This is a genomic window from Streptomyces neyagawaensis, assembly GCF_023516595.1.
Taxonomy (GTDB): domain Bacteria; phylum Actinomycetota; class Actinomycetes; order Streptomycetales; family Streptomycetaceae; genus Streptomyces; species Streptomyces neyagawaensis.
Map to the genome: position 1 here is coordinate 65,400 of NZ_JAMGBG010000119.1, position 21,568 is coordinate 86,967.

Below are 21,568 nucleotides of genomic sequence, written 5' to 3' on the forward strand. Positions count from 1 at the left end.
TGGGCGTCGACTGAGGTGTCGGTCATCGAGGTGCTCGATTCAGATCGGGCCTCGGCTGCTGAGACCAGTGGAAACCGGCGGGGTTGGGGTCAGCGGTGGGTGCGTGAGGTGGTGATGGCTGGCCTGGGTGGCGGGCCGGCCCGTGGAGCGGAGGCGGAACGTGCCGGCGTACGGGCTGGTGCGGTGGCTCGGTTCCAGCGGGTGCGCAGGGAGTTGAGGTCGGCCAGGGCGCGGCGGCTGCCGGTGATGAGCTGGTGGGGGGTGTTGGCGGGGTCGTCGGCATAGGTGGTGATCCGGTCGGCGACCTCGTGAGCGCGGGCGAGGAGAGCGCGCTGAAGGACCCTCTCGCCCCAGTACTCGGGGGACCCGGCGGGGGTGGAGATCAGGGCCATCAGGTCGCGGGGTGTGAGGGTGTCGGTGAGGAGCCCGCGGTGCTGAGCTTCGCCGAGGACGGTGACCGGGTCGACCATGTCGCTGCGGTGTACGAGCGCGGTCACGCACTGCCAGAGCGCGCCGTGCAGGGGCAGCGTGAAGTCCTCCGCGCTCAGCCACCGCATCTGCTGTACGTCTGCCGGGTAGGCGGTGGCGGTCGCCAGGAGGAGTCGTTCCTCGTCGAGGTCTTCGTCGTTGCACGCCCGGGTGACGGCGGCCGGTGGCGGGGTGCGGGGGAGAGAGCCAGGGTGTGGAGTGAACTGCCCGGCGAGGTCGTCCAGAACACGGCTGAGGGCATCGGCCGCAGCGAGGGTGGTGGCCGCCGGGTTGGGCAGGGCGAGGTCGGTGGCGGTCGCCGCGAGGCGCTCGGCGTGCCCGCGCAGGATTCGGCGGGCATTGTCGGCGTGGATCATGCTGGCGTAGGCCGCGGCGTGCTTCGGGCGCGGGCAGAACTGGATGAGGACATGGAGGTAGGTGGCGCTCAAGCCGGGAGCGTGGGCGCGGGCTTGTTTCAGGACGGCGTTGAGCCAGGTGGTGTCCTTGGCGTGATCGTTGAGGTCAGGCGGCGGGAGGGCACGGATCGCGGTGAACAGCGCGGCGTGGGTGTGGTTGTCGAAGTGGGAGGCCTCCAGCGTGCCGGTGTCGGCCAGACGCGCGGGTTCCAGGAGCAGGGCGCCGAGGAGAGCCTGCTCGGCGTAGTGCACGGGCTTCGGGGGCGGTACGCGGTCGAGGTTGTCGTCCTCGTCGGAATCGGGTGTGTGGGGCATCAGGCGGCGAGGGTGAAGTCGTTGGGGTCGAAGGGCTTGTTCAGGTGTGGGGCGAGCAGGTGGGCAGCCAGGCGTGGGGGAACGGCGTTGCCGATCTGGGAGAACTGCTGGCCCTTGTTGCCCTGCCAGGGGTAGTCGGCGGGGAAGCTCTGCAGCACGCCCGCCTCCTGCGCGGTGATCCGGATCGCCTCCGGGACGGGCAGTTGCTCGCGGCCCGGCGTTGTGACGGCGGGCTCGGCGACCCACGTGCACTCGTTGGCGCGATGGCCGACGAAGAGCGTGCCGGCCGGTTCGTCGGCCCGGCGGACGGTGGCGTTGGCCTGGTTGTTGCTGCGCAGGGACCACGACCAGCGGTTGACCTCGGCGCTGGACGTAGGGGCTGGCGTAGCCATTGGGTGGGTCTTGCGGGAACCCTGCCTCGCGGATCCGCCGGAGCTCTCGCGCGGAGAAGCCAGAACCGTCTCCGTGTCGAGGCGGGGTGTCCAGGTGCCGCGGGCGCGGGCGTTGGTGAGTGTCTTGCGGGAGCCGGACGGGAAGGGTTCAGGGCCGCCTCCTGGTCCGCCGCCGGCACACACGGTGGGCACGGGACGGTCGGTGGCGCCCCAGCCCAGGGCCTCGGCCATGGACATCCAGCGGGCGCGGCCCGGGCCGAACAGCGACTCTGGCTCCGCCGTTCTCGCGTGGGTGGGCGGTGGGGGTTCGGCGGTTCGTACGCGGGAAGCGAGCAGAATTGCCCGTTTCCGGGTCTGGGGTACGCCGTAGTCGGCGGCGTTGAGGATGCCGGTCCACACGGAGAAGCCCCAGCCGCGCAGGATGGCCGCGTACTGCTTCCACAGGGGCAGGACGTCGGGAACTTCTTCCATGGCCACCCATTCGGGCTCGCCCACGGTGTTGAGGGCATGTAGGTAGCGCATGGGTTCGGCCGCGAGGAGAGAGCGTTCGTCCGCACACGCGCCGAGCAGCTGCTCGCGGGTGTCGCGGCCGGTGGAGAGGTCGGCGACGGCCTGGTGAACGAGGGGCTGGTCGACCAGCCCGAGGCGCTTGCCGGCCATCGACCAGGCCTGACACGGCGGGGAGGCGATCAGCCCGAGGACGCGGCCTGAGAAGACCCACGTCGGATAGCGGGCGACGTCCGTCCGGATCGTCAACTGCCCCGACACGGCACGGGTTTTGCAGGCCCACTCGTCCCATTCCAGGCCGATGTCCCGCGAGCCGAGGACGGTGAGCGCGTGGCTCCAGCCGCCGGGGCCGGCGAAGAGGTCGAGGACGATTCGCCTCAAGAAGCCAGCCCGAAGTCACCCTGAACCGGCTCGGGTCCGGCGCCACGGCAGGCCCAGGGAGAGCAGCCGTCGACCACACCTTGCTCCACTTCGTCCACCGTGGTGGGGCGGTCGTCGAGTTCCTGCTGGCGTGCTGCCCATTCGGCGGCGGTGACGTGGTCGATGGGGGCCTGGTCGAGGGGGACTCGGGAGCGGTGCAGGAACGCCTGCCCGAGCAGCGGGTTGCCGGAGGCGTTGGCGCGGGCGTTGCCCTGGCGGATGGCTGCGTCGAACGCGACCACGTCCTCCCATTCCTCCGGACTCGTGTCCCGGATATTTCTCCACTGTGCGTTTCCGTGAAATGGGCAGCCCAAACAGCTCGATTTTGGCGTATCCGTCAGGCCGATGGACGTCAGGTAGCGGACGCAGTCGGTGCGGGACCAATTGAGGTCGAGGAGGGGGTGGCGGTTTCGCATGTAGCGGACGTCGGCGTCCTTGGCCCGGTGGAATTCATCGGTAGAGATGCCGACCCACTGCTCGACGAAGACGTCCTTCGGGATCCGCTGCGGGTAGGGGTAGCCGAGAATTTCCCGGGCCTTTTTCTTGATTGGCTTTATTTTGTACTCACCCGTGCACTGACGCCTGGTCATGCCCTGCTTCCCGTCCTGGTTGAGGATATAGAGGGGCATGGAGGCGAAGCGGTGCTCGGGATCGAGTGCGTCGTCTCGGATATTCCCTGCGGCGACGCGCAGGATGGGTATGCCTGCGGGCTTGGCTATTTCCCGTTCGAGGCGGTCGAGGTGGGTGTAGACGGCGGCTGGTTCCCAGCCGGTGTCGGCGAATATGGCGTAGTCGACCTTCGGGAGAACTCCCTCGGCGGACAACGCCAGCATGGCGCTGGATTGCACGCCTGCGCCAAGCGAGATGGAGCGAAAGACAGGGGTTGCGGAAATGACGGTTCCTTGAGGGGGACGCTGGAGGCAGGCGACGGTCAGCGTCGGTGGGCGGCGGGGGCTGTGATGAAGTGCCTCGGAGGATCCGGCGGCCAGAGCTGGGTCGCGGCGGGTGGGAAGGCGACGCCGGAGAGGTGCTTGAGAACGGTCAGCCCGAGCGGGGTCGCCGCCAGACGCTGACCTATGGCCGAGGCGGGGTGGGCGTCGAGGTCACGGTGGGCCAAACCCTTGCGTTCCAGGGCACGCCAGGTGGTGATCGCGACGCGCGTCGAGGCATGGGTGTCCATGTAGAGCGAGCCGTTCTCGCGCTGCCTGATCCGGCTGGGCGTCGGGCGAGGACAGGGGGTTCGGGGCATGTCTCCAGACAGCGGCGTGAATGGGGTGGCGGCGTGTGACTCGGGGTGTCCTGCTGTGACGAAGGAGAGTGCTGAGGAGCTGGTCAGCGGATGATGCCCGCAGGACGTGCAGGAGCCGGTGGCTTCGCGACTACGGCTGTGGTCGGTGGCGTCGTACGAGCGGGTGTGTGTATCTCCAAGGCCCGGTGGCCAGCGGCGGTGACACTGATGTGCTGGCCCTGGATCAGGTCGGTTCCGGTGTCGACGTGGACGAGGCCGCGCTTCTGCAGAGCCTTGAAGGAGGCGATGTTGACCCTGCCGTGGCTCTTGGTGGTGGCGTGGAGTGTGCCCTTCCTGCTGGACACGTAGAGGATGCCGCCTGCTTCCACCAGGGCGCCGAGCGCTGCGCACTGACTGTCCGTGATCTCCGGTACCGGGACGGTGGATTCCGACGAGCGGCCCGGATGGTTGTCCAGGTCACGGGTGATGCCGCTGGCCAGGTAGTAGCAGCCGGTGTAGGCCAGGTCGAGCCGGTGGGCGGCGTCCGCGAGGTGGTCGGCCATGACTTGAGCCGCCTCTCTCTGTCGCGCCGCGCGGACGGCGGCTTCGTCGATCGACGGGCCAGGGAACGGGGCTCCTTCCACGGGGTTGGCGAACAGCGCGCCGGCCAGGTCAGCCGCGGCAACGCTGGCGGTGTAGATGACCGAGGCGAGTGCTTCGAGGGCAGGGCGGCTGCCGGGGACGATGGTGTATTGGCTGCCGCTGAGGACGGCGAGGCGCTCCATAGTGCGCTGCACCAGCTCGTTGACGGTGACGATGTGCGCCATGAGCTGTCGGCGGAGGTCGGTGCCTGGGGTGGGGGTCAGGGAGCGGACCTCGCTGTGCAGGTCCGCGAAGTCACTGCCGAGCTCACGCAGTTGGGCGATCTCGGTGGACAGGTCGATCTGGCGCATGAGGTGCGGTACTCCGGGCGAAGGGAGGGCTCAGCGGGTGCGTCGCTGGCCCTGTGAGGTGGAGGGCGGAGCGGGCGTGGTGCGCATCCTGGGCGGTGCCAGGGGGATGTCCTGGGCTGAGGCGATGCCGAGGTCGACGCGTACACCGATACCGTCGGCGTGCAGGTGGGCTTCGGTGCGGACGACGGTGCTGAGCACGTCGCGCTCGCCCAGACCGGCCGGCAGTTCGTACTGCCGCTGCGCTCGTGCCGGTGTGAAGCCGTGCTGGAGGAGGATGGCGTCGGCTTGGTTGGTGGCTGTGATCGCGTAGACCGTTTGATCGGCGAAGCGAATGGTCACCGCGGGTGCGGAGGCTGCGGGCTGGCGGGTCGTCCAGGCGAGGTCGACGAGGTCCTGGGTATGGGCCATGAGCCCGTAGGCGGCGATGCCGGCTCGTTCGTGGGCGTCGGGGGCCGTCTCGGGCGGCAGGAGGTAGACGGTGCGGCCCTGGTGCTTTCGGGCGGTGAAGCCCGCGCCGGTCAGGATGCTGGCGGCGTTGCGGATCGGGCGGTTGAGGACGACGAAGGTCCATCCGTCGTCCGTCGAGCCGATAAAGATGTCGTGGTGGTCGGTGACAGCCATGGCGTTCCAGGTGGTCAGGGGCGGTGTGCGACGACGGAGGGCGGTCGGGCGGCGGGGCCGTTGTCGCTCTGCTCGGGGGTGTGCTTGGCGACGGCGCGGGAGGTGATGCCCTTCGACGCGCGGGCGGAGGCGGCGGAGAGGGCGTCGGCGCCGGGCTCGGCGTACCAGGGGCGCAGGTCGAGCATGGCGGCGCGCATGCCGGTGGCGAAGAGGAGGGCGGTGCCCTTGGGCAGGGCCCTGATCGCGTCCGCGGGCAGGATCCGTTCCTGCCGCATCGACACGGAGGTCGACTTGCCCGAGTTGGAGCTGGAGGTCGCGGTGGTCTCGACGTCGTGGTCGCCGATCAGGCGGGACAGTTTGTCGGCGAAGTCGGGGTCGTCGATGCCGGAGCCGATGACCTTGACGGTGCTCGCGGACCACATGGCGTCCATGCCCGCGTCGCCCCAGACTTTCTGGCCCTGGCGGTAGGACTGCAGGATGGTGATCGGGATGATTCCGCGCGAGCCCAAGTGGCTGTACAGGTCGGGGAGGTCGCTGATCTTGCAGACGTTGGCGGCCTCGTCGAGGATTGCGAGCATCGGCGGGTCCAGGCGCCCGCCGGCCCGTTCGGCCTGCGCGGTCGCGGCCCGCATCACGGAGTCCGCGCACGCCGCGATGAGCGCCGATGCTCCGCCGCCGCCGTCCTTCGACAGCAGGTAGAGGGTGTCGGTGGAGGTGACGAACTCGGCTGGGATGAACTCCCTTATGCCCGGCTGGGGGGTGACCCAGGCGGCGATCTCGCTGTCGAGGAGGGCCGCGGCGTACTGGCGGGCCGTCTCGTAGATACCGTCCCGTGTCTCGGGCGGGCCTTCGACCGTGCCCTTGAGCTGGGATGCGACGGCACTGAAGCCGTGGTCGCGCAGGATGTCCAGCGGGGTGCGGTCGGCGGGGAACGCCAGCCACTGCATGACGTCGGTGATGGGCCTCTCGTCCAGTGCGGCGGCCAGGAAGAGCTGGGAGAGGATGTTGGATCCGGCCTTGGACCAGAAGTCACCCTGCTGGCTGGCGTCCACGGACGCTGCCAGGAAGTGGCCGGCCAGGCGGCCCGCGCCGTCCAGAGTCTTGGCGTCGGCGAGCGGATTCCACCACATCTGTCGCTCGGCATGGGCGATCTGCTGCGGGTCCATCGACCACGTCCGCCCTGCCTGCCGCCTTGCCTCGACGGTCGCCGTGTAGGCGTCGCCGGCGGCTTTGTTCGAGGTGAGCAGGACCGGGCCGGGGGCATTGAGGATGGAGGGGATGGCCAGCGAGGTGGTCTTGCCGGAGCGCGGCGCCATGATGGCCACGGCGACGTCCTCGTACCCCATGCGGACTTCGAGACGGGTGCCCTGGAGGTTGCCGAGGAGGACGCCGGTATCGGCGACGTCGATGTGCTTGGCACCCTTCAGACTCGGGCGCAGCGAGCGGGCCTTGGCGGTGATCGCCTTGGCCATCAGCGGCTCGATGTCCTTCGCCTTGGCCATCCCGGCGATCTTCTTCTTCCGGCCGCCGCCGGAGTTCTTGTGCCGGGACCAGACGACCGCGACGGTGGCGGCGAGGACGATCAACGCCACGGTTGGGATGATGCGGGTACCGATGAGCAGGGACGTTTCTCCCGCAGCTGGCCAGAGCTGGTCCGGGTGGAGGAGAGCGTCGATCGGTCGGTACGGCGCCCACGGGCCGGGGCCGGTGAACCGGGCGGTGAGATTGCCGGACAACCAGGCGAGGTTGGACAGGGGCACAGCGACGACCAGTACGCCGAGGAGAACCTTGAAGGCAATGTCGTAGCCGTCGCCGGTGGGCGAAGCGGGGGAGGCGTTAGGCAAGGGAAGAGTCTTCGGGGTAGGGACGTGGCGCCGGTTCAGCGTGTACGCCGCGGTGGCGGCTCCGGCGGACGCGGCGGCAGAGCGGGCACCCGGCGTCGGCGCCGGGCGGCGAGGACTTGGACGCGCTCCTCCAACGGATCCAGTGCGTCGTCGGTCAGGTCCGTCGGCGCGGGGGTCGTGTGAATGTGGGGTCGGGCTTGAGGCGGAAGCCCGAGCAGGTCGCGGCGCAGCGGCGTGGCATCGGTGAGGGCCCGGGTGAACGCGGCGACGAGGTGGAGCGGCGTGTTGGCGTCGAGGTGGGCGTGCCAGAGCACGGCGTCCGGGTCGCCGGGGAGGGAGGTGGTGATGAACCAACTGCCTCGCCCTTGGCCGACGCGCTCGACTCGGACTGGTCCGTCGGGGAGGAGGCCGAGACGTCGGAGTGTTCCACCCATCCGGCCGCGTAGAGGATCTCGAAGGGATCGCTCGGCTCCGTTGCGGGGGTGGGGTCGGTGAGGGCGTCGGTGAACGCGGCGAGGATCTCCACCGGGGCGCGAGCGCCGAATCGGGCGTACCAGGCCGGGTGTTCAGTGGTGAGGGCGTGGAGGATCGTCCACCATGGTTTGTCCGGGTCCGGGTACAGGCTGAGTTCGGCCTGTTGGTCGGGACGGACCAGATGGACGACCGGGGAGAGCGGGGCGTGGTCGTAGCGCCAGCCGCTGGCTTGGTGGAGGGCCACCGTGATCCAGCGTGGATCCCCGCCGTCGGCCAGACAGGGCGGGCTGACGAGCACCTCGTCGACTGCGTCCTGGGACAGGAAGCGCATCCGGTTCACCTCCGGGCCACGGGCTCCGGGGCGCCGGAGGCCGAGGGCGCCGGACGGGGCGCGAGGGCTTCGAGGCGGGGCCGGGCGTTCCGGGTGGCTGTGTGGATGGCGAGGATCGCCGGGGCGTGCAGGGCCAGTTCGTCCAGTGCGTGCCATGCCTCAGCGTTGCGGGCGTCGATCAGGTCGTCGTACACCTCCGTCCCTGGATGGGCGGAGGGCGGAAGGTCGTCGAGACGGGCGCGGTAGTGCTCCTCGAAGGCGTCGAGTTCGTCGAGGGCGGCTTCGGCGCTTGCCAGGTGCCACGGCCAGTGCGTCTGGACGGCCTGGGCGGGGAGCTGCTGCAACTGGTCTTCAGCGGTGGAGAGCAGTTCGCGGGCGAAGGGCCGGACCTGGGCGGCAGCCTGCCAGGTGTCGGCGTCCTGTCGGGCCGCGCGCTGTCCGTAGGTCTCGTCGTCGTACGGCCAGCCGTCAGGATCGGTGTGCTGGTCGGAATAAACGTCCCAAGAAGCCAGGACCTGCTCGCTGGTGCGGAGGAACGCGGCGAGTTGGTCGAGGCGCTGCTGGTGGACGATGCTCGGAGAGGAGGGTGGGGTGGTCACAGGGGCTTTCTTCAGTCATCGGGCGCGAGCAGTCGAGGCAGCGGCGGGAGCGGCGACGGCCGGGGAGGGGGCGGCATTCAGCCGCTGGCGGTGGGCGGCGCGTACGCGGGCCTGGACGTGCTTGAGCCGCTGCTGGTGGGCGTCGGCGACGTCCCTGCCGGTGCGGCTGGTCGGTTCGTGCTGTACGGCGTGATGCCAGCCGTGGTGGCCCCAGCCGCGCAGTAGCGGTTCGTCGCTCGTCAGGGCGGTGATGAAGCCGGCGATGGTGTGTCCGGGCGTGTGCCCGTCGAGCCAGCCGTCCCAGATCGAGCGGCCGACGAAGGAGGACTCGGCGGCGTCGAGGGGGTACTCCTTCGCACGGATGCGCCAGGAACAGGCGCGGGTCTCGTCGTATTGGGGACGGCTGTATTCGACGATCGCCCTCTGGTCGGGGGAGCGGGCTTCCAAGCCGGTGCCGTTCTCGCTCTGGGTGACGCTCCAGCCTGCCGAGCGGAAGAGGTCCCACGGGTCGGCCACGTCCTCGGGGACGGGAGTGAGGAGTGAGTCGGTGAGACCGGCCAGGATTTCGGTCGGCACGTGACGGGTGAACGAGGCGTACCAGGTGCGGGAGTTGGGCGGCTCGACAGTCAGGCGCCACCAGTTGCCCGACGGGGTGAACTGGGGTGCGGCCTGGAGCCGAGTTTGCAGGTCGGGACTGGTCAGCTCGGTCTCGGGGGAGGCCGGGTCGGAGGTGATGTTCCATCCAGCGGCGAGCAGGGCGTGCGTGACGTGGCGGGCGTCGCCCGCTCCTGCGAGGTAGCGGGGGCTGGTGGCACGGGGGATCGTCGACTCGTGATCGCGCCGGAAGGCGGCCAGCTGACGCGCGGTCACCGGCATGTACGACACCGCTCGGTAGTGCCGTGCACCGTATGGCTCGGGGTGCGTTCCAGCACGCGCACCGTGTCGTTCAGCGGGTGGCGCAGTTGGTCGACGGTTGTGGCGTCGGTCATGAACCCTCCTCGTGGGTGGGGTGTTGGGGAAGGAGCGAGCGAGGCCGCCGGAGGTGGGTCAGCGGCGTCGGCCACCGGCGTATGTGTACGGGCCGCTCGCCCTGGGCTGTGCGCGGGTGCGGGTGGTGGCGAAGCGGGCCCAGGTGGCGGCGCGGGCGGCGGTGATGCGGGCCTGCTGCCACGAGGTGAGCTGGGAGGGCAGGACCGAGACCGACGTGGTGCGGATCCGCCTGCTGGGCGGGACGTGTCCGCGCGGGCGCATCACCGGCTGCGGGTCGGCCAGCGCCGTGGCGAACGCCTCGATGAGGTGCAGCGGGGTGGTGGGCGTGAACACGGCGTCCCAGGTCCGCCCGTGTTCGGAGCGGGCGCCGGCCCACCACATCGCCTGGCCGCGCTCGTCTTGGCGGTACAGCAGCCAGGTGTCCCGGCCGGGGTGGACGGCGGTGAACGTCTGGTCCTCGCCGCGCTCACTGGTCCAGCCCTGCTGCTGAAGCGGCGCCCAGGCGTTGGGCGCGTGCGCCGAGCGGGGTCGGGTGAGGGCGTCCGTGACACTGGCCACGATCTCCACCGGGGTTTGCCGACCGAAGGTGGCGTGCCACGGCTGCTGGGCGCCGACGGCTTTGCCGGAGATGGTCCAGCCGCCAGGCTGGGTGTGCGGGTCGTAGCCGATGCGGATGGTGCGGTCGGGGCTCTCGAGGACGAACGGGCCACCGCGGTGAGCAGAACCCTTCCAGCCGCAGGCGCGCAGAAACTCGATGACGTGACCGATGTCGCCCCCGCCGGCGAGATGGCGGGGCTCGATGAGGTAGTGCTGCTCGGCCTGCTCGCCGCCCGTACGTCGGGTGCCCCAGCCGGTCCACTGCTTCCGGCTCACCGGCGCCTCCGGACGACGAGCGCGGAGGCGACCGGTTTCGGTGTCGTCGGAGGAGGCGAGGCCCCAGGGCTGGCGAAGGTGCCGAACTGGTCTACGTGCTCGTCGAGGTCCAGGACGATGTCATGGAGTTCGTTGGCTGCGCGGCCCATCGCCAGGCAGACCTCGGGCGGGAGGATGCCTTGCTCGGAATGGTGCTTGGCGAACTGGGCGCCGGTGATCATCAGGCCCGTGAGCCGGCCAAGAATGCCGTCCTCGGGGTTGAGGACGGCAGCGAGGACCCGGGCGGCCTCGCGCGGTGGGGCGAGCGCGAGTTGCTCGTTGAGTCGGCCGATCTGTTCGGCGATGGATCGGGCGTACGGGACTGGGCGGATGGGGGAGTCGGTCACGGGCCTCCTGAAGCAGGCAGGTAAGGGTCAGGTGTGGTGGCCGAGGCGCCGGGATTCATCCAGTGCTGCCTCAGGGCGCCCTCCGGAGAGAGGATGGGCTGCGTCGGGAGAGCGCACGATGCAGGCGCGTAGGTAGTGGCGGAAGAGGGCGGTGGCCAGGCGGGGTGCGTCGTACACGGTGATGGGCGGCGGTGTGGGGCCGACGGCGGGGATGACGAAACTCCTGTGGGTGGGCGCGGGGCCGGCCTTGGCGGGGCTGCCGGGCATACAGAGGCGTTTGGGCAGGGTGCCTCGGGCACGGTGCTCCCGACGGCGAATTCACCGCCGTCGGGCAGCGCGGTCCTCGGCTCCGGCCATGGAGGTCGGCACCGAGCCCGGCGTGCTGCTGGTGGACGGGGTCCTGAGACGGGACACGGCGTCCTCGTAGGCGGCCGGGTCGAAGAGGTCGTCGGGGATGTGCACGACGTACCCGGCCAGCAGCAGCGTGGGAAGGGCGCGGGTGGCGAGTCGTTTCTTCCCGTCCTCGCTGAGGTCGGCGGGGGCTTCATGCCAGACGTAGACCGGGCCTGCGGTCTCGACCGTCTTGCGTTCGAAGCCGAGACGGTCGAGTAGGTCCAGAAGCTGCGCGGGAGCACCGGTCGGAGTGTCGGCGTGGACGGTGTCGGTCAGGGGCTTTCGGTAGAACTCGACGTCGGTGCCTTCTTCGTCGGCACGGTTTCCCATGGGGTCGATCTCCTGCTGGGCAAGGGCGGTCAGCGGTGCCGGCCCACAGCCGGTGGGTGGGGGCTGGGCGGTTGCGCCGTGCTGGGCGCTGGGGTGGTTGTCGGTGTACGGGCGGCCAGGGCGCGGATGTCTTCCAGTTGGCGAGTCAAGCGCGACAAACTGCGGGCTGCGTTGATCAGTTGCTGGGCGGGATCGGTGTCGCGTCCAGGCCCGTGGACACGGTCGGCCCAGGTCACCAAGGCGGAGACCAGGATGTTGTGCAGGCGGTGGAGCACGTCGTCGTGAGGGGCGACGAGTTCTGTGAGGACTGCGGCGAATTCGTGGCCGCTCGTGGCGTTCCTGGCGCGGTCGGCGAGCTGGTCGAGGTATCGGTGGGCGGTTTTCCGGTCCTCGTCCTTCGTGCTCAGCATGTTGAGTTCGGGGTCTAGGTGGACGCTGTATCCGGCCTGCAGCAGGGACAGGGCCGCAGCGGTCGAACCAAGACACTGATCTTCGGTGCGCATGGTGTGTGGCTGGCGGTGGTAGGGGCCACGGGGCCCGGGAGCGTCGATGAACCCGCCCGACTGCTGCAGGATGCCCGCTGCGCGATCGTCGCCCCCGATCGCGACGACGAGACGCGTGCGCGGATCCCGGGTGATCGTGACGTAGTCGGTGACGAGGAATTCCGGCTCGTCACCGGGCGGTCGGCCCCTCACCGGACCCGGTGAGGGACCGGTGAGGCGGGCGGCTGGACCGGAGCGGTGGCGAGTGCTGGCCGACCGGCCGGGCGGGAGAGAAGGACGCCGACGCCCAGCTCGGACAGCCGGTGGCCGACGGCGCGGACGGCGGCGGCCACCCGAGCCGAATCGCCGTCGGACAGCACGAACACATGCCGGTCCTCGTGGAGTGCGAAGCCGTACTCGGTGAGCGCCTGGACGATGTCGTCGCGATCGGGCTCGGCGGTCACGATGTCCTCGCCCGACCACGTCATCACCACCGTCTGCTTGACACGAGCTGCGGCGGCGAGGCGGGAGGCGTTGTCCCGTACCTGGGCGAGGGCCTGCTCATAGCGGGGCAACAGCCGGAGGCGGACATGCTTGGCGGCACGGAACGGGTTCGCGTCGACGGCGAGGCCATCAGGCTCACGGACTCCGCGGAACGCCTCAGCGGGAAGGTTCTCGGGTGCCATGGCGGCGATGAGGAAGCCGTCGTCGCGGCCCTTGCGGTCCATGACGAACAGCCTTGTGCCATCTGCGGGTCGAGTCACGACCGCCCAGTGGTTGACGCTGTGCTTGGCAAGGGCGTCGGCGACCTGGTCCATGTCCCAGACAGCGGCGGTCAGGTCGTCCTCAGCGGCGTGGCCGTTGAGGTCCGGCTGGGTTTGGCTGCTCCACTGGCCAGGCAGTTCGCCGGCTAGGACTGCGGCGAAGGAAGCGATGGAGTCGTCGGGGGCGGACAAGAGTCTCCTTGAGAAAGAGCGCGGATCATGTCCCACTGCCGGTGGGGCCGGCGCGGTGGGCAGGGGACGCGGACTGGTGGGATGCGGGGTGGCGGGCAGACACAGACGGCGCAGGCTTCCGTCTCGCTCGGGCCAGCCTCGGCTGGGCACGGCTGCCGGGCGGGGCGAGGTGTTCCGCTTCGTGGGTTGGCCGTGCCCTTCGCAGGAGTCGGCTGCCGGGCAAAGCGGGTTACCCAAGGAGGCCAGGACGCCCTTGTGCGTGGCGTCCACCTTCGTGAAAAGTCAGCGGCTTCGTCCGTAGCGGTGACCTGGCGGAGACGCCTCGGCGAGGTGCGCGACCTGGGTGCTGACCGGGCGGTCGTACGGTTCGCCGGAAACTGCACCGCAGCGCCTGGGACGACGGGCGTCGAGGACATGGAGTCCGTCATGGTGGAGCGGAGCGCGTGGGCTGGGGCGCTGGGGCGCTGGGGAGGATCCGTTCAGAGCTAGGTCGGCAGGGGGCAGCCGCGCTGCCGCGTGCCAGATGGCATGCCGTCGCCGTGCCGGTCGGTGGTGGCCGGCCATTTTCAGCAAGATACGTCCAGGTGCTCGGCCCACTCGTCGAACTTCTGCGCCTCCGTCCACACGGGGCGGTCCGAGGCGTAATCTGCTCGGCCCGGTCAGTGGGCGACCACCGTGTGCTTGGTCAGCCCCTTCTCGACCGGAGACGGGACGGCCCAGGCTTCGGCGAACGCCTCGGAGGTGGGGGCACCCCAGGGGTGCCACGCGCACGATCACGTACGTACCCATGGGCGCTGCGTCCGTCCGACTCGTGGATGCCGTGGCCGGCCGTGATCAGGGGCACTCTCGGACTAGATCGCCGGCTGTCGCTGTCGCTGTCGCTGTCGCTGTGGCGGTGCGGGTGCTCCCGCAGCGTGCCGGCGGTGAGTCCCGGGCGCCGGACAGGGAGCGTCATCGGCCGCCCTGGGTATCGGTGATGTGGACGAGCTGGTTGAGGGGGTTGATCGAGTACCACCCGCAGTCGAAGGGCCCGCTCCCGATGGGCAGCTTGGGCAGTACGAAGTCCTCCAGGGCGCGCCGGTGGATCAGGCAGTCGGGGCAGTGGTGGCCACGGTGGATCAGGTAGCGGGGATGGGCGGTGATGAAGGTGCGGTCACCGCCGTGCGGGTTGCGCAACCGCCAGCCGTTCTCGTCCGTGGGTAGGTGCCAGGAGGGCGCGACGATCGTCATGATGTCGCCCGACAGGACGCCGTTGGCGACGCGTCGCGGGATCACGACCTGGTCGCCGGGGGTGAAGTGCGCGTGGGTGATGTCCCTCTCAGCGGTCAGCGTCTCCTGGGATGGTCGCCAGGTGGAGGGTATGGGCGAGGGGTGGGGAGCGTCGGGCAAGGCAGCCGGTCCTTCTACGAGCAGCTCGGTGGCGGTGGGAGCATCAATGCTCCGGAGGATCGCCGGTTTCACTAACCGGGGATCGTCGGGTATAACCGCTGATCGTCTACCGGTACGGGTTCTCGGTGCCGCGGTCGTTCTCGGAAGCGGCGTCGAGAAGTTCGGGCAGATCGGTGCCCTCCGCATCACGCTGGTCGATCCACCATCCGGCCCGGGTGATAGTGCGAATCTTCTCCTCCAGCACCGTCCAGTCCGCCTCGTCCCAGGTTCCCTCAACGACCAGGGCGGCATAAGCGCGGGTAGCGAACTGGTGGCGGGAGCGCTCGCCCCAGCCTCGGGCGCGTTCGGTGCCCTCCAGCGGTGGCATCTTGAACTGCTCGGCCCACATGGCGGCGGCCTGCTGTTCCTCAGCGCGCTTCGCGGCCAGCCACTCCTCCTTCCCGAGGCTGTCGGCGTCGCGGGCCGCCTTCCAGCAGTCGGTGCAGTCCCTGGAAGCGAGCCAGCGGGCGAAGCCGGCGCGCTGGTCGGCCGGTCGGTCGGACAGATCGTGGACGACGTCGTGGGTACAGATGTGGGTGACGGTCCAGTGGGTTCGGACTCCCAAGTACGGAATCTCCTCGTGTCGGGGTGCGGTCTGCGGCGCCAGTGGGTTCAGTGGGTGTGAGAGGGGCGTGGGTAGTGCTGGGCGGCGCGGTCGAGCAGGTCCATGTGGCGCCGCCAGCACCGCGAGGCTTCGGTGGCCAGGGTGCTGTCGATGCGGGGATCGAGAGTGCTGACGGCATCCAGCCCGGCGGCACGGGCAACGGCCAGGCGCAGTTCGGCGTCGACCCATGCCCGCTCGCCGGCTGAGGGGACCGGGGTGTCGTCGCTGCCGGGGCCGGCGAAGCGGGCCAGGTAGTCGCTGGCTCCGCTGAGTATTTCGGTCAGGGGGATCTCGTCGGAGGCCATCCAGCGGCCGTGCTCCAACAGCGTGACGATGGCGCAGCGGAGCAGGGTCATCTCATCGCGGTGCGGTGAAGCGCAGATCCGGCAGCTCCAGTTGTGACAGTTCCAAGAGGGCGGGGACGGGAGGGGTATGGCTAAAAGGACCTTGCAAATGCGGGGCGGATGAAGAGCGGGGCGAGGATGACGTCACCCCGGCAGGTAGGCGTGTCGGACTGGGCCGGTTGATGGCCGTCACTTGGGGGGACCGACGCTTGAGCACCGTCGCGCGGGGATAAACGTCAGAGCCGTATAGGCCGTGGTCAGGTCAGCGGGGCTGGCGTCGTGCGCCGGAGGGCCGGGGCGGCTGGGCGGTCATCGCGGCCTTCGTACGGCTCGGGTCCGACGGTGGCGTGGCTGCGGCGAGCGGGGCAGTGCGTAGGTCCGGGTCGAGATCGACGGCGTAGCGGGCGGCAGTGAGCATGTCGGCTGCCCAGCTGGCGTGCTCGTTCTCCCAAGCCCGGCCCAGGTCGAAGGGCAGCCGGATCCACCGCCCGCGCAAAGTGGGGAACGTCAGGAAGCCGGCGCGGGTCAGGATCCGCGCGGCGAACGCGTCGCATGTGCCCTCGACTTCGACCTCGCCACCGTCGCCACGGATGATGCGGATCGGCTCGCTCATGCCTACCTTCCCCGTCCTCGCCCCGAGTTCGCCTCGGCGGCGGCCGCAGTCGGTGGTGTCGGTGCGGTGGTGGCCAGGGCCGTGATGCCGGAGGGGCGCACGGCTGCGGTCCGCGCGATGCGGGAGCGCCGTTCCGCCCAGTCGTTGCAGGTCGTTGGCCCGGCAGGCGCCCGGGTAGGGACGGCGTTGTGTGCGCTGTCGTCTCGCACTTCGTAGCCGAGGCTGCGTAGGTCGTGGACGGCTTGGCCGACGCGGCGCAGCCCGTCGCGTTCTGGCTCGGCGAGCCTGAACAGGCCGGGGGAGAAGGGGACAGGCTCGAACTGCTCGCGGACGAGGAGCCATTCGGCCAGATGGGGTGGGAAGCTCGGATCGGCGGTGGCTATGTACCCGTGGTCGGGAGCGGCCCGGAAGTGGAAGTGGTGGAACAGAGATAGATCCTTTTGCTGGTCACCGGCGTGGGGTCGTCGGGCGTGGTCCCGCGGGCGAGAGGACTGTCGGCGGAGAGGCGTAGGCCGGCGACGAGGCCGGAGGCGAGGTTGTACACAATGACGAGCTGCTCCAGCACGGGCGAGAAGGCCGCCTGCGCCACACCGGTGGTCCGCGGGACCAGGTTCATGGCCGTTTGGGTGATGTGACGCTTCCAGTAGGTCCGGCGGGCTTCGGTGAAGGTGTCGTCGGCAGAACTCATCGGTGCCTGCCCGGGGACCGGCCGGTCGGAGGCGCAGGAACAGACCGCTCGTCGGTACGCGCTGGGTCGGCGACGGGGCGGACGGCAACGACGAAACCGAGGCTCTTCAAGCGCCCCACGCTGCGGTGGAGCTGGCGCTCGGCCTGATCGGGTGAGACGTTGCTCGGAGCGATTCTCGTCATGGTCTCGGAGCGGTGGGCGATCTGGGCGAGTTCCTTCCTCGGCGGCGGCGTCATGGCGCTCGGCGTGGAGGAGGCGGTGCGGGTGCCCTCGGTGGTGCTGTCGATGGCGGTGCTGCCGGAGGTTCCACATGCGAGCGCGGTCAGTAGTACGGGTTCGAGGGTGAGCAGGAGGCGGTGCGGCGGGCGAAGGCGGGCAGGGCGATGAGGTGCTCCTTGGAATGGTGGGTCAGGGAGTATGGGGCGCTGTGGCAGAGGCCGCTGAAGGGGAGGGTGCTGCCGCGGCTGGTGTCGACTGGGTGTCGGCGACGGCACGCAGTTGCTTCGCGGCATAGGCAAGGTGCGAACGGGTTGCCCCGAGCCGGTCCTCAAGCCCCTGGTGCGCGGCGGTGATCGCCCTGGCTCGGGTGGGGCTGCGGGACCGCTGGGTGAGATAGGTCAGCAGTCCGAGGTGCTGGATGGCGGCGCCAAGGGCGGCGAGCGCCGCACCGGTGGGCTCGGCGGCCCGGGCGAGTGCGAGGGTGGTGCGACGTTGGGTGGCCGTGATCTGGGCGGGATAGCGAGTGGCGGCCCGGTGGCGGAAGGCGTGTTCCCCGGCCAAGTGAGCCAGTAGGCGTGCCAGACGGCGAACTTCGTCGTCCAGGATCTCGCTCAGCCCGGGACCAGGGCGGATTTGGTCGGGGAGCGGTAGGTGGTCGGCCACAGTGTTGAGCCGGTCGGCCACAGAATGCAGCAACATTCGCTGGTCAAGATCAGAAGACAAGGGCGGTTCCAGTTCCGGCGCGGGTGACGGGAGGGCCGGCCCCTTCGAGGTCAGCGGCTCCGTGTCGGTGTTGCCTTCGTGGGCGACGGTGACGGCGGCGGCACTGCGGCGGCGGAAGCGGCGGGACGGAGGTTCACACCCGACGCCATTGTGCGGCGGCGGCCAGGTAGTCGACGACCGTGTCGAGGAAGGGCTCGACGGCGTCCAGCTGAGCGTTGGTGACGAAGCTCAACTCGGCGGGCGTCTGGGCTGCGGCCAGTGCCGTCAGGTAGGGAGCCAGGTCCAGTACGGGCAGCGGGTTGTCAGGCAGGGGGGTGGGAGGTGGCGGAGCACAGGACGAAGCGGAGCCGGAGAAGCAGCAAAGGCGCTTCAGTTTTCGTGAACTCGGCGCTTTTTCAGTGCATGCGGGCGTCAGTGTCGAACAGGGACAGTTCGTGGGGGTGGAGGAGGTGCTGGACGATGAAGCTCCGCCCGGCGACCTTCCACAGACCTCGTCCGCGGTTGAGGTGGGCGATGGCCTCGGATTCGACCGTGGTGAGACCCAGGAGGGCTGCGGCTGCGTGGAGTTGGTCGGTCTCCTGGCGGTAGACGATGCGGGTCGAGCAGTCGGCGAGGAGGCCCTCTGCCAAGGCGCGGCCCTTGGATCCGGCGTCGCCCGCGGTGAGCAGGTCACTCAATCTGTGGATGACCATGAGGTTGGCGATCCCCAGGCCGCGGGAGAGTTTCCACTGGGACTGCATGCGTTGGAGGAGTCCGGGGTGGCGCATGAGGCGCCAGGCTTCGTCGTAGACGATCCAGCGTCTGCCGCCGTTGGGGTCCATGAGGGCTGATTCCATCCAGGCGCTTGCGCAGGTCATGGCGAGAACGAGGGCGGTGTCGTCGCCAGAGCCGCCGAGCCGCGACAGGTCGATGGTCAGCATGGGGCTGGTGGGGTCGAAGGCGACGGTGGAGGGGGCGTCGAACATGCCGGCGAGGTCACCGTGGACGAGGCGGCGCATGGCGTGGGCGAGATCGCGGGCCGCTTCGCCGAGGCGGCCGGACATGAGACCGGCGGCGGCGTCGAGCTGGTCGGGATGGTTGAGCGCGGCGGCGATGTCGCCCAGCAGCGGGGTGCGGGGGAAGGCCGTTGCCTGGGTGACGACCGCGTCGAGGGCGACATCGAGAGCGGTGTGCTCCATGGGCAGCAGATCGCGGCCGAGGACGGTGCGGGCGAGGGACCCGAGCAGGAGCAGGCGGCGCTTGCGGATCTCGCCCGCCCAATCGGCTTCCGACACGCTGTACGGGCGCGGGGCGGCGTCCAGAGGGTTGAGCCGTCCCGGCAGGCCAGGGCCGAGGGCGATGGACGTGCCGCCCAGGGCGCTGGCCACCGGTGTCCACTCGCCCTTGGGATCGCAAGGCACGTACACGCGGTAGCCGTGGGCGATCGACCGCAGCGCGAAGCTCTTGGCGAGGGCGCTCTTGCCCTGGCCGATGACACCGGCGAGCAACACGTTGGGGTTGGTGAAGCCCTCGACGCGGCCGTACAGCGTGAACGGGTCGAAGGTGAAGGAGGCTTCGGCGTGGACGTCGCGACCGATGTAGACGCCGTCGGCGCCCAGGCCGCCTTCGGCGAGGAAGGGGTAGGCGCCCGCGGCGACCGCGGTGGTCATGCGGTGCTGGGGGAGCTTCAGCCGGCCGCCGCGGGCGGAGCCGGGCCCGGGACGGCCGTGGGGCGGATACAGGGGCGGTGGCATCTCGGGCTCGACCTGCGCGGTGCCGTCGGGGTGGGCGACGGCTTCGGCGCGGGCCTTGGCTTCCGCTTCGGCGAGCTGACGGCGTGCGGCCTTGCGGCTGGCCCGATCGGCGCCGTGGGGGGTGAACAGGGGAGAGGCCGAGGCGCGGCGTGCGCGTCGGGCGGGCCGGTGGGTCATGGCAGGGCGTGCTCGATTCGGCGCGGGACTACTGGGCACAGCTGCTGCTGTGGCCGTGCAGCGGGGTGGAGAGGTCGGTGGGGGTGGTCTTGCGGCGAATTGCGTGGGAGGCGGCCAGGTGCCGCTGGCAGATGGTCAGCACCAGCGGGCCGTCCGGGAGCCGTTCGGGCTGGCACTCCTCTGTGCTGACGCGGTCTTTCTCGCCGCTGGGCAGAGTGTGGAAGGCCTCGTGAACGGCAGCGGTGGCCTGCCACAGCCGCAGGTGCGCGGCGGCCAGATGACGCCCGGCAGCCGGATACGGGGGCCGAGTGGTGTCCATGAGCTGTTCGAGCAGATGGTGGGCGGCGGTGAGGTGGGCGTGCAGCGTGTCCAGGTGCAGGCGGTCGGCCGTTCCGCCACCAGCGGTGTGGGCGCGGGTGTGGTGGCGCAGGCCGGCGGTGGCGGCGCGGAGGTAGGGGTACGCGTCAGTGGGGTGGGGTGCGTTCAACGGGATCCTTGTTGCCGCGGGGCGGCGAAGTCAGCGCCGGGCAGGCTGGATGGCTGAGTGAGGGTGTTCACAGGACGGCGCGAGCCAAAGGCAGAGCGCCGAGGGTGAAGGCATCGGGCTGCTGATAGTAGAGCCGTCGCAGGTCGACCTGGGCTGTGACGGCGGCGGTCTCGATCGTCGCGCACGCCGCATCCAGCGCAGCGTCGGTCGCGGCGGACACGGTCAGCAGCCCGGTCAGCGCGACGTCGGCGTGCCCGGCGATCAGCTGCCGCTCGCGTTGCTTGACGTCGGCGTACTCGATGGAATCGGCCTCGGAGTCGACCTGTCCGCGGCGGGCACGTTCGTTGGCGTCGGCGATGATCGCGGCCTTCCTGCGCTGGACATCGCGCAGCGCCGACTCCAGCCCCTGGGGCACGTATATAAGGGAGAGGCTGCGGCGAACGCCGGCGGTGAACATAAGCCCGTGCAGGAAGCCGGCGTTGGTCTTCGTGCGGGGCCAGTTCTCGATCCAGTAGGTGGCGTGGCGGGCGCTGTCGGTGCCGAGGCGGTCGTACTCCTCGACCTGGATGACGGGCCCGGCCGCCGCAGGGTCAGCCTCGGCCCGCCCGGAGGGGGACCACTGCTGGAGGGCGGACAGTGCGGTTGGGTCGTAGGCAGTACGGATGACCGCGGCGATCTCTCGCGCGTTGAGCCAGCCGGTCACCATCAGCCCGGCGTTGCGGGCGGCGAGGGCGATGGCGGAGGTGGTCTGCTCCAACACGGTGAACGCGCCGGGCAGTCCGCCGCCGGCCTGGTTGATGAGCCGTTTGGCTGCCTTGAGGTCCAGGCTGATGGCCAGGTAGGCCTCGTGCGGCGCGGCGGCCGGGCCGGCGGAGGAGACCAGCTCGGAGTAGATCCGCCCGGCGACCGGGGCCTCGGGGCGACCGTGCTGTGCCCAGTGCCGGGCCAGAGTGTCGCCGGAGTCGGGAACGGTGCGTTCCAGGACCTGCACGGTGGCGACGTGCCCAGTGCGGGCAATGCCGGCCAGGGCCCGGCCCCAGCCCGCTACGTTCGAATTCTGGGCGGCGGGGTCGAGCAGTGCGAACGCGCGGCTGCTGACACGGGCGACGGCGGTGAGCCGTTGGTGGTGAGGATCGTGGACGGCGGCGGCCTTGTTCGCGGAGTCACCAGGGGTGACGACCGTCAATGAGGCGGCACTGCCCGGTAGATGGAGCACGCCCTCCTGCCGAGGTCGGGAAACGGGTCGGGCCAGCCACAGAGTCTGGCCGGTACGGCGCCGGAGGGCGTAGCGGGCGACGATCGGCGCCCAGTCGATCAGAGAGCGGCCGTTGCGGCGGACGGCGACCAGGGCGGTGACGATCGCCCAGAGTGGGGCAAGGGCGATTGCCCCGAGCAGCCCCGTGGTTATCACCGTCACCAGGAGGAGCGCCAAGGCGCTGGACATGATGATGAGTTGCGGCAGGGAGAGTCCGAGGAGGATGCCGCGCCGTGAGCGGTGCGGGAATTTGACCGTGATAGGGGAGACGGAGAGTTCAGACAAAGGAGCCGGTTTCCGAGAAGGCGCGGGGCGGGAG

General features: G+C 70.2%; 25 protein-coding genes and 1 pseudogene. All 26 read right to left on the reverse strand.

Annotated elements, in window-relative coordinates; translation table 11 throughout:
• Positions 1-89: 89 nt before the first annotated feature.
• Positions 90-1,199 carry a DnaB-like helicase N-terminal domain-containing protein gene (locus M8J73_RS35020; RefSeq protein WP_208921737.1) on the reverse strand — a complete coding sequence of 370 codons (1,110 nt, stop codon included), beginning with the start codon at positions 1,197-1,199 and terminating at the stop codon, positions 90-92.
• Positions 1,199-2,470, reverse strand: a complete 1,272-nt coding sequence (locus tag M8J73_RS35025; protein ID WP_055539380.1) for a DNA cytosine methyltransferase — start codon at positions 2,468-2,470, stop codon at positions 1,199-1,201. The genes M8J73_RS35020 and M8J73_RS35025 overlap by 1 nt, the downstream gene beginning before the upstream one ends.
• Before the next feature lie 5 nt (positions 2,471-2,475).
• Positions 2,476-3,351, reverse strand: a complete 876-nt coding sequence (locus M8J73_RS35030; protein WP_055539379.1) for an adenine nucleotide alpha hydrolase family protein — start codon at positions 3,349-3,351, stop codon at positions 2,476-2,478.
• Positions 3,352-3,449: 98 nt separating this feature from the next.
• The gene (locus tag M8J73_RS35035; RefSeq protein ID WP_208921735.1) at positions 3,450-3,767 is read right to left on the reverse strand and encodes a hypothetical protein; all 318 of its coding nucleotides are present in this window, start codon (positions 3,765-3,767) and stop codon (positions 3,450-3,452) included.
• A gap of 83 nt (positions 3,768-3,850) precedes the next feature.
• Positions 3,851-4,699, reverse strand: a complete 849-nt coding sequence (locus M8J73_RS35040; protein ID WP_055539289.1) for a hypothetical protein — start codon at positions 4,697-4,699, stop codon at positions 3,851-3,853.
• Positions 4,700-4,729: 30 nt separating this feature from the next.
• The gene (locus M8J73_RS35045) at positions 4,730-5,320 is read right to left on the reverse strand and encodes a hypothetical protein (RefSeq protein ID WP_055539290.1); all 591 of its coding nucleotides are present in this window, start codon (positions 5,318-5,320) and stop codon (positions 4,730-4,732) included.
• Between the two features lie 14 nt (positions 5,321-5,334).
• Positions 5,335-7,164 (reverse strand): type IV secretory system conjugative DNA transfer family protein, encoded by a 1,830-nt coding sequence (locus M8J73_RS35050; RefSeq protein WP_079054900.1) that lies wholly within the window; start codon positions 7,162-7,164, stop codon positions 5,335-5,337.
• A 35-nt stretch (positions 7,165-7,199) separates the two neighbouring features.
• Entirely contained in the window at positions 7,200-7,598 is a 399-nt protein-coding gene (locus tag M8J73_RS35055) for an SPDY domain-containing protein (RefSeq protein ID WP_107423988.1), read from the reverse strand.
• Positions 7,599-7,699: 101 nt separating this feature from the next.
• Positions 7,700-7,969: pseudogene (locus M8J73_RS35060) on the reverse strand (SPDY domain-containing protein); the annotation flags it as partial.
• A gap of 5 nt (positions 7,970-7,974) precedes the next feature.
• Positions 7,975-8,568, reverse strand: a complete 594-nt coding sequence (locus M8J73_RS35065; RefSeq protein WP_055539291.1) for a hypothetical protein — start codon at positions 8,566-8,568, stop codon at positions 7,975-7,977.
• Between the two features lie 15 nt (positions 8,569-8,583).
• Positions 8,584-9,444, reverse strand: coding sequence for an SPDY domain-containing protein (locus M8J73_RS35070; RefSeq protein ID WP_055539292.1), 861 nt, complete (start codon positions 9,442-9,444; stop codon positions 8,584-8,586).
• The gene (locus tag M8J73_RS45010) at positions 9,435-9,557 is read right to left on the reverse strand and encodes a hypothetical protein (RefSeq protein WP_274757697.1); all 123 of its coding nucleotides are present in this window, start codon (positions 9,555-9,557) and stop codon (positions 9,435-9,437) included. Before M8J73_RS45010 ends, M8J73_RS35070 begins: the two co-directional genes overlap by 10 nt.
• A gap of 58 nt (positions 9,558-9,615) precedes the next feature.
• Complete coding sequence (locus tag M8J73_RS35075; protein WP_055539293.1) at positions 9,616-10,431, reverse strand: SPDY domain-containing protein; 816 nt, start codon at positions 10,429-10,431, stop codon at positions 9,616-9,618.
• Entirely contained in the window at positions 10,428-10,817 is a 390-nt protein-coding gene (locus tag M8J73_RS35080) for a hypothetical protein (protein ID WP_249829509.1), read from the reverse strand. The genes M8J73_RS35075 and M8J73_RS35080 overlap by 4 nt, the downstream gene beginning before the upstream one ends.
• 318 nt (positions 10,818-11,135) lie before the next feature.
• Entirely contained in the window at positions 11,136-11,540 is a 405-nt protein-coding gene (locus M8J73_RS35085; protein WP_055541433.1) for a hypothetical protein, read from the reverse strand.
• 29 nt (positions 11,541-11,569) lie between these two features.
• The gene (locus M8J73_RS35090) at positions 11,570-12,235 is read right to left on the reverse strand and encodes a hypothetical protein (protein ID WP_055541434.1); all 666 of its coding nucleotides are present in this window, start codon (positions 12,233-12,235) and stop codon (positions 11,570-11,572) included.
• Entirely contained in the window at positions 12,232-12,978 is a 747-nt protein-coding gene (locus M8J73_RS35095; protein WP_055541435.1) for a hypothetical protein, read from the reverse strand. The genes M8J73_RS35090 and M8J73_RS35095 overlap by 4 nt, the downstream gene beginning before the upstream one ends.
• 951 nt (positions 12,979-13,929) lie before the next feature.
• A complete protein-coding gene (locus tag M8J73_RS35100; protein WP_055541436.1) occupies positions 13,930-14,367 on the reverse strand; it encodes a hypothetical protein in 438 nt (145 codons plus the stop codon).
• A gap of 106 nt (positions 14,368-14,473) precedes the next feature.
• Positions 14,474-14,971, reverse strand: coding sequence for a hypothetical protein (locus M8J73_RS35105; protein ID WP_206187980.1), 498 nt, complete (start codon positions 14,969-14,971; stop codon positions 14,474-14,476).
• Positions 14,972-15,018: 47 nt separating this feature from the next.
• The gene (locus M8J73_RS35110; protein ID WP_055541437.1) at positions 15,019-15,366 is read right to left on the reverse strand and encodes a hypothetical protein; all 348 of its coding nucleotides are present in this window, start codon (positions 15,364-15,366) and stop codon (positions 15,019-15,021) included.
• Between the two features lie 250 nt (positions 15,367-15,616).
• Complete coding sequence (locus tag M8J73_RS35115; RefSeq protein WP_055543013.1) at positions 15,617-15,967, reverse strand: hypothetical protein; 351 nt, start codon at positions 15,965-15,967, stop codon at positions 15,617-15,619.
• Between the two features lie 379 nt (positions 15,968-16,346).
• Positions 16,347-16,655, reverse strand: a complete 309-nt coding sequence (locus M8J73_RS35120; RefSeq protein ID WP_055543012.1) for a hypothetical protein — start codon at positions 16,653-16,655, stop codon at positions 16,347-16,349.
• A 408-nt stretch (positions 16,656-17,063) separates the two neighbouring features.
• A complete protein-coding gene (locus tag M8J73_RS35125; RefSeq protein ID WP_240501770.1) occupies positions 17,064-17,435 on the reverse strand; it encodes a hypothetical protein in 372 nt (123 codons plus the stop codon).
• A gap of 557 nt (positions 17,436-17,992) precedes the next feature.
• The gene (locus M8J73_RS35130; protein WP_055543009.1) at positions 17,993-19,507 is read right to left on the reverse strand and encodes a putative type IV secretion/conjugal transfer ATPase; all 1,515 of its coding nucleotides are present in this window, start codon (positions 19,505-19,507) and stop codon (positions 17,993-17,995) included.
• A gap of 28 nt (positions 19,508-19,535) precedes the next feature.
• Positions 19,536-19,994, reverse strand: a complete 459-nt coding sequence (locus tag M8J73_RS35135) for a DUF6238 family protein (RefSeq protein WP_055543008.1) — start codon at positions 19,992-19,994, stop codon at positions 19,536-19,538.
• A gap of 67 nt (positions 19,995-20,061) precedes the next feature.
• The gene (locus M8J73_RS35140; protein WP_055543007.1) at positions 20,062-21,534 is read right to left on the reverse strand and encodes an SCO6880 family protein; all 1,473 of its coding nucleotides are present in this window, start codon (positions 21,532-21,534) and stop codon (positions 20,062-20,064) included.
• Between the last annotated feature and the right edge of the window lie 34 nt (positions 21,535-21,568).

What these genes read in the sequence shown, in the direction of transcription:
- M8J73_RS35035 (WP_208921735.1), bottom strand. Translation starts at nt 3,767, where the DNA reads ATGCCCCGAACCCCCTGTCCTCGCCCGACGCCCAGCCGGATCAGGCAG.
- M8J73_RS35040 (WP_055539289.1), bottom strand. Translation starts at nt 4,699, where the DNA reads ATGCGCCAGATCGACCTGTCCACCGAGATCGCCCAACTGCGTGAGCTC.
- M8J73_RS35045 (WP_055539290.1), bottom strand. Translation starts at nt 5,320, where the DNA reads ATGGCTGTCACCGACCACCACGACATCTTTATCGGCTCGACGGACGAC.
- M8J73_RS35055 (WP_107423988.1), bottom strand. Translation starts at nt 7,598, where the DNA reads ATGGGTGGAACACTCCGACGTCTCGGCCTCCTCCCCGACGGACCAGTC.
- M8J73_RS35020 (WP_208921737.1), bottom strand. Translation starts at nt 1,199, where the DNA reads ATGCCCCACACACCCGATTCCGACGAGGACGACAACCTCGACCGCGTA.
- M8J73_RS35130 (WP_055543009.1), bottom strand. Translation starts at nt 19,507, where the DNA reads ATGACCCACCGGCCCGCCCGACGCGCACGCCGCGCCTCGGCCTCTCCC.
- M8J73_RS35120 (WP_055543012.1), bottom strand. Translation starts at nt 16,655, where the DNA reads ATGAGTTCTGCCGACGACACCTTCACCGAAGCCCGCCGGACCTACTGG.
- M8J73_RS35070 (WP_055539292.1), bottom strand. Translation starts at nt 9,444, where the DNA reads ATGCCGGTGACCGCGCGTCAGCTGGCCGCCTTCCGGCGCGATCACGAG.
- M8J73_RS35110 (WP_055541437.1), bottom strand. Translation starts at nt 15,366, where the DNA reads ATGACCCTGCTCCGCTGCGCCATCGTCACGCTGTTGGAGCACGGCCGC.
- M8J73_RS45010 (WP_274757697.1), bottom strand. Translation starts at nt 9,557, where the DNA reads ATGACCGACGCCACAACCGTCGACCAACTGCGCCACCCGCTGAACGAC.
- M8J73_RS35030 (WP_055539379.1), bottom strand. Translation starts at nt 3,351, where the DNA reads ATGCTGGCGTTGTCCGCCGAGGGAGTTCTCCCGAAGGTCGACTACGCC.
- M8J73_RS35085 (WP_055541433.1), bottom strand. Translation starts at nt 11,540, where the DNA reads ATGGGAAACCGTGCCGACGAAGAAGGCACCGACGTCGAGTTCTACCGA.
- M8J73_RS35115 (WP_055543013.1), bottom strand. Translation starts at nt 15,967, where the DNA reads ATGAGCGAGCCGATCCGCATCATCCGTGGCGACGGTGGCGAGGTCGAA.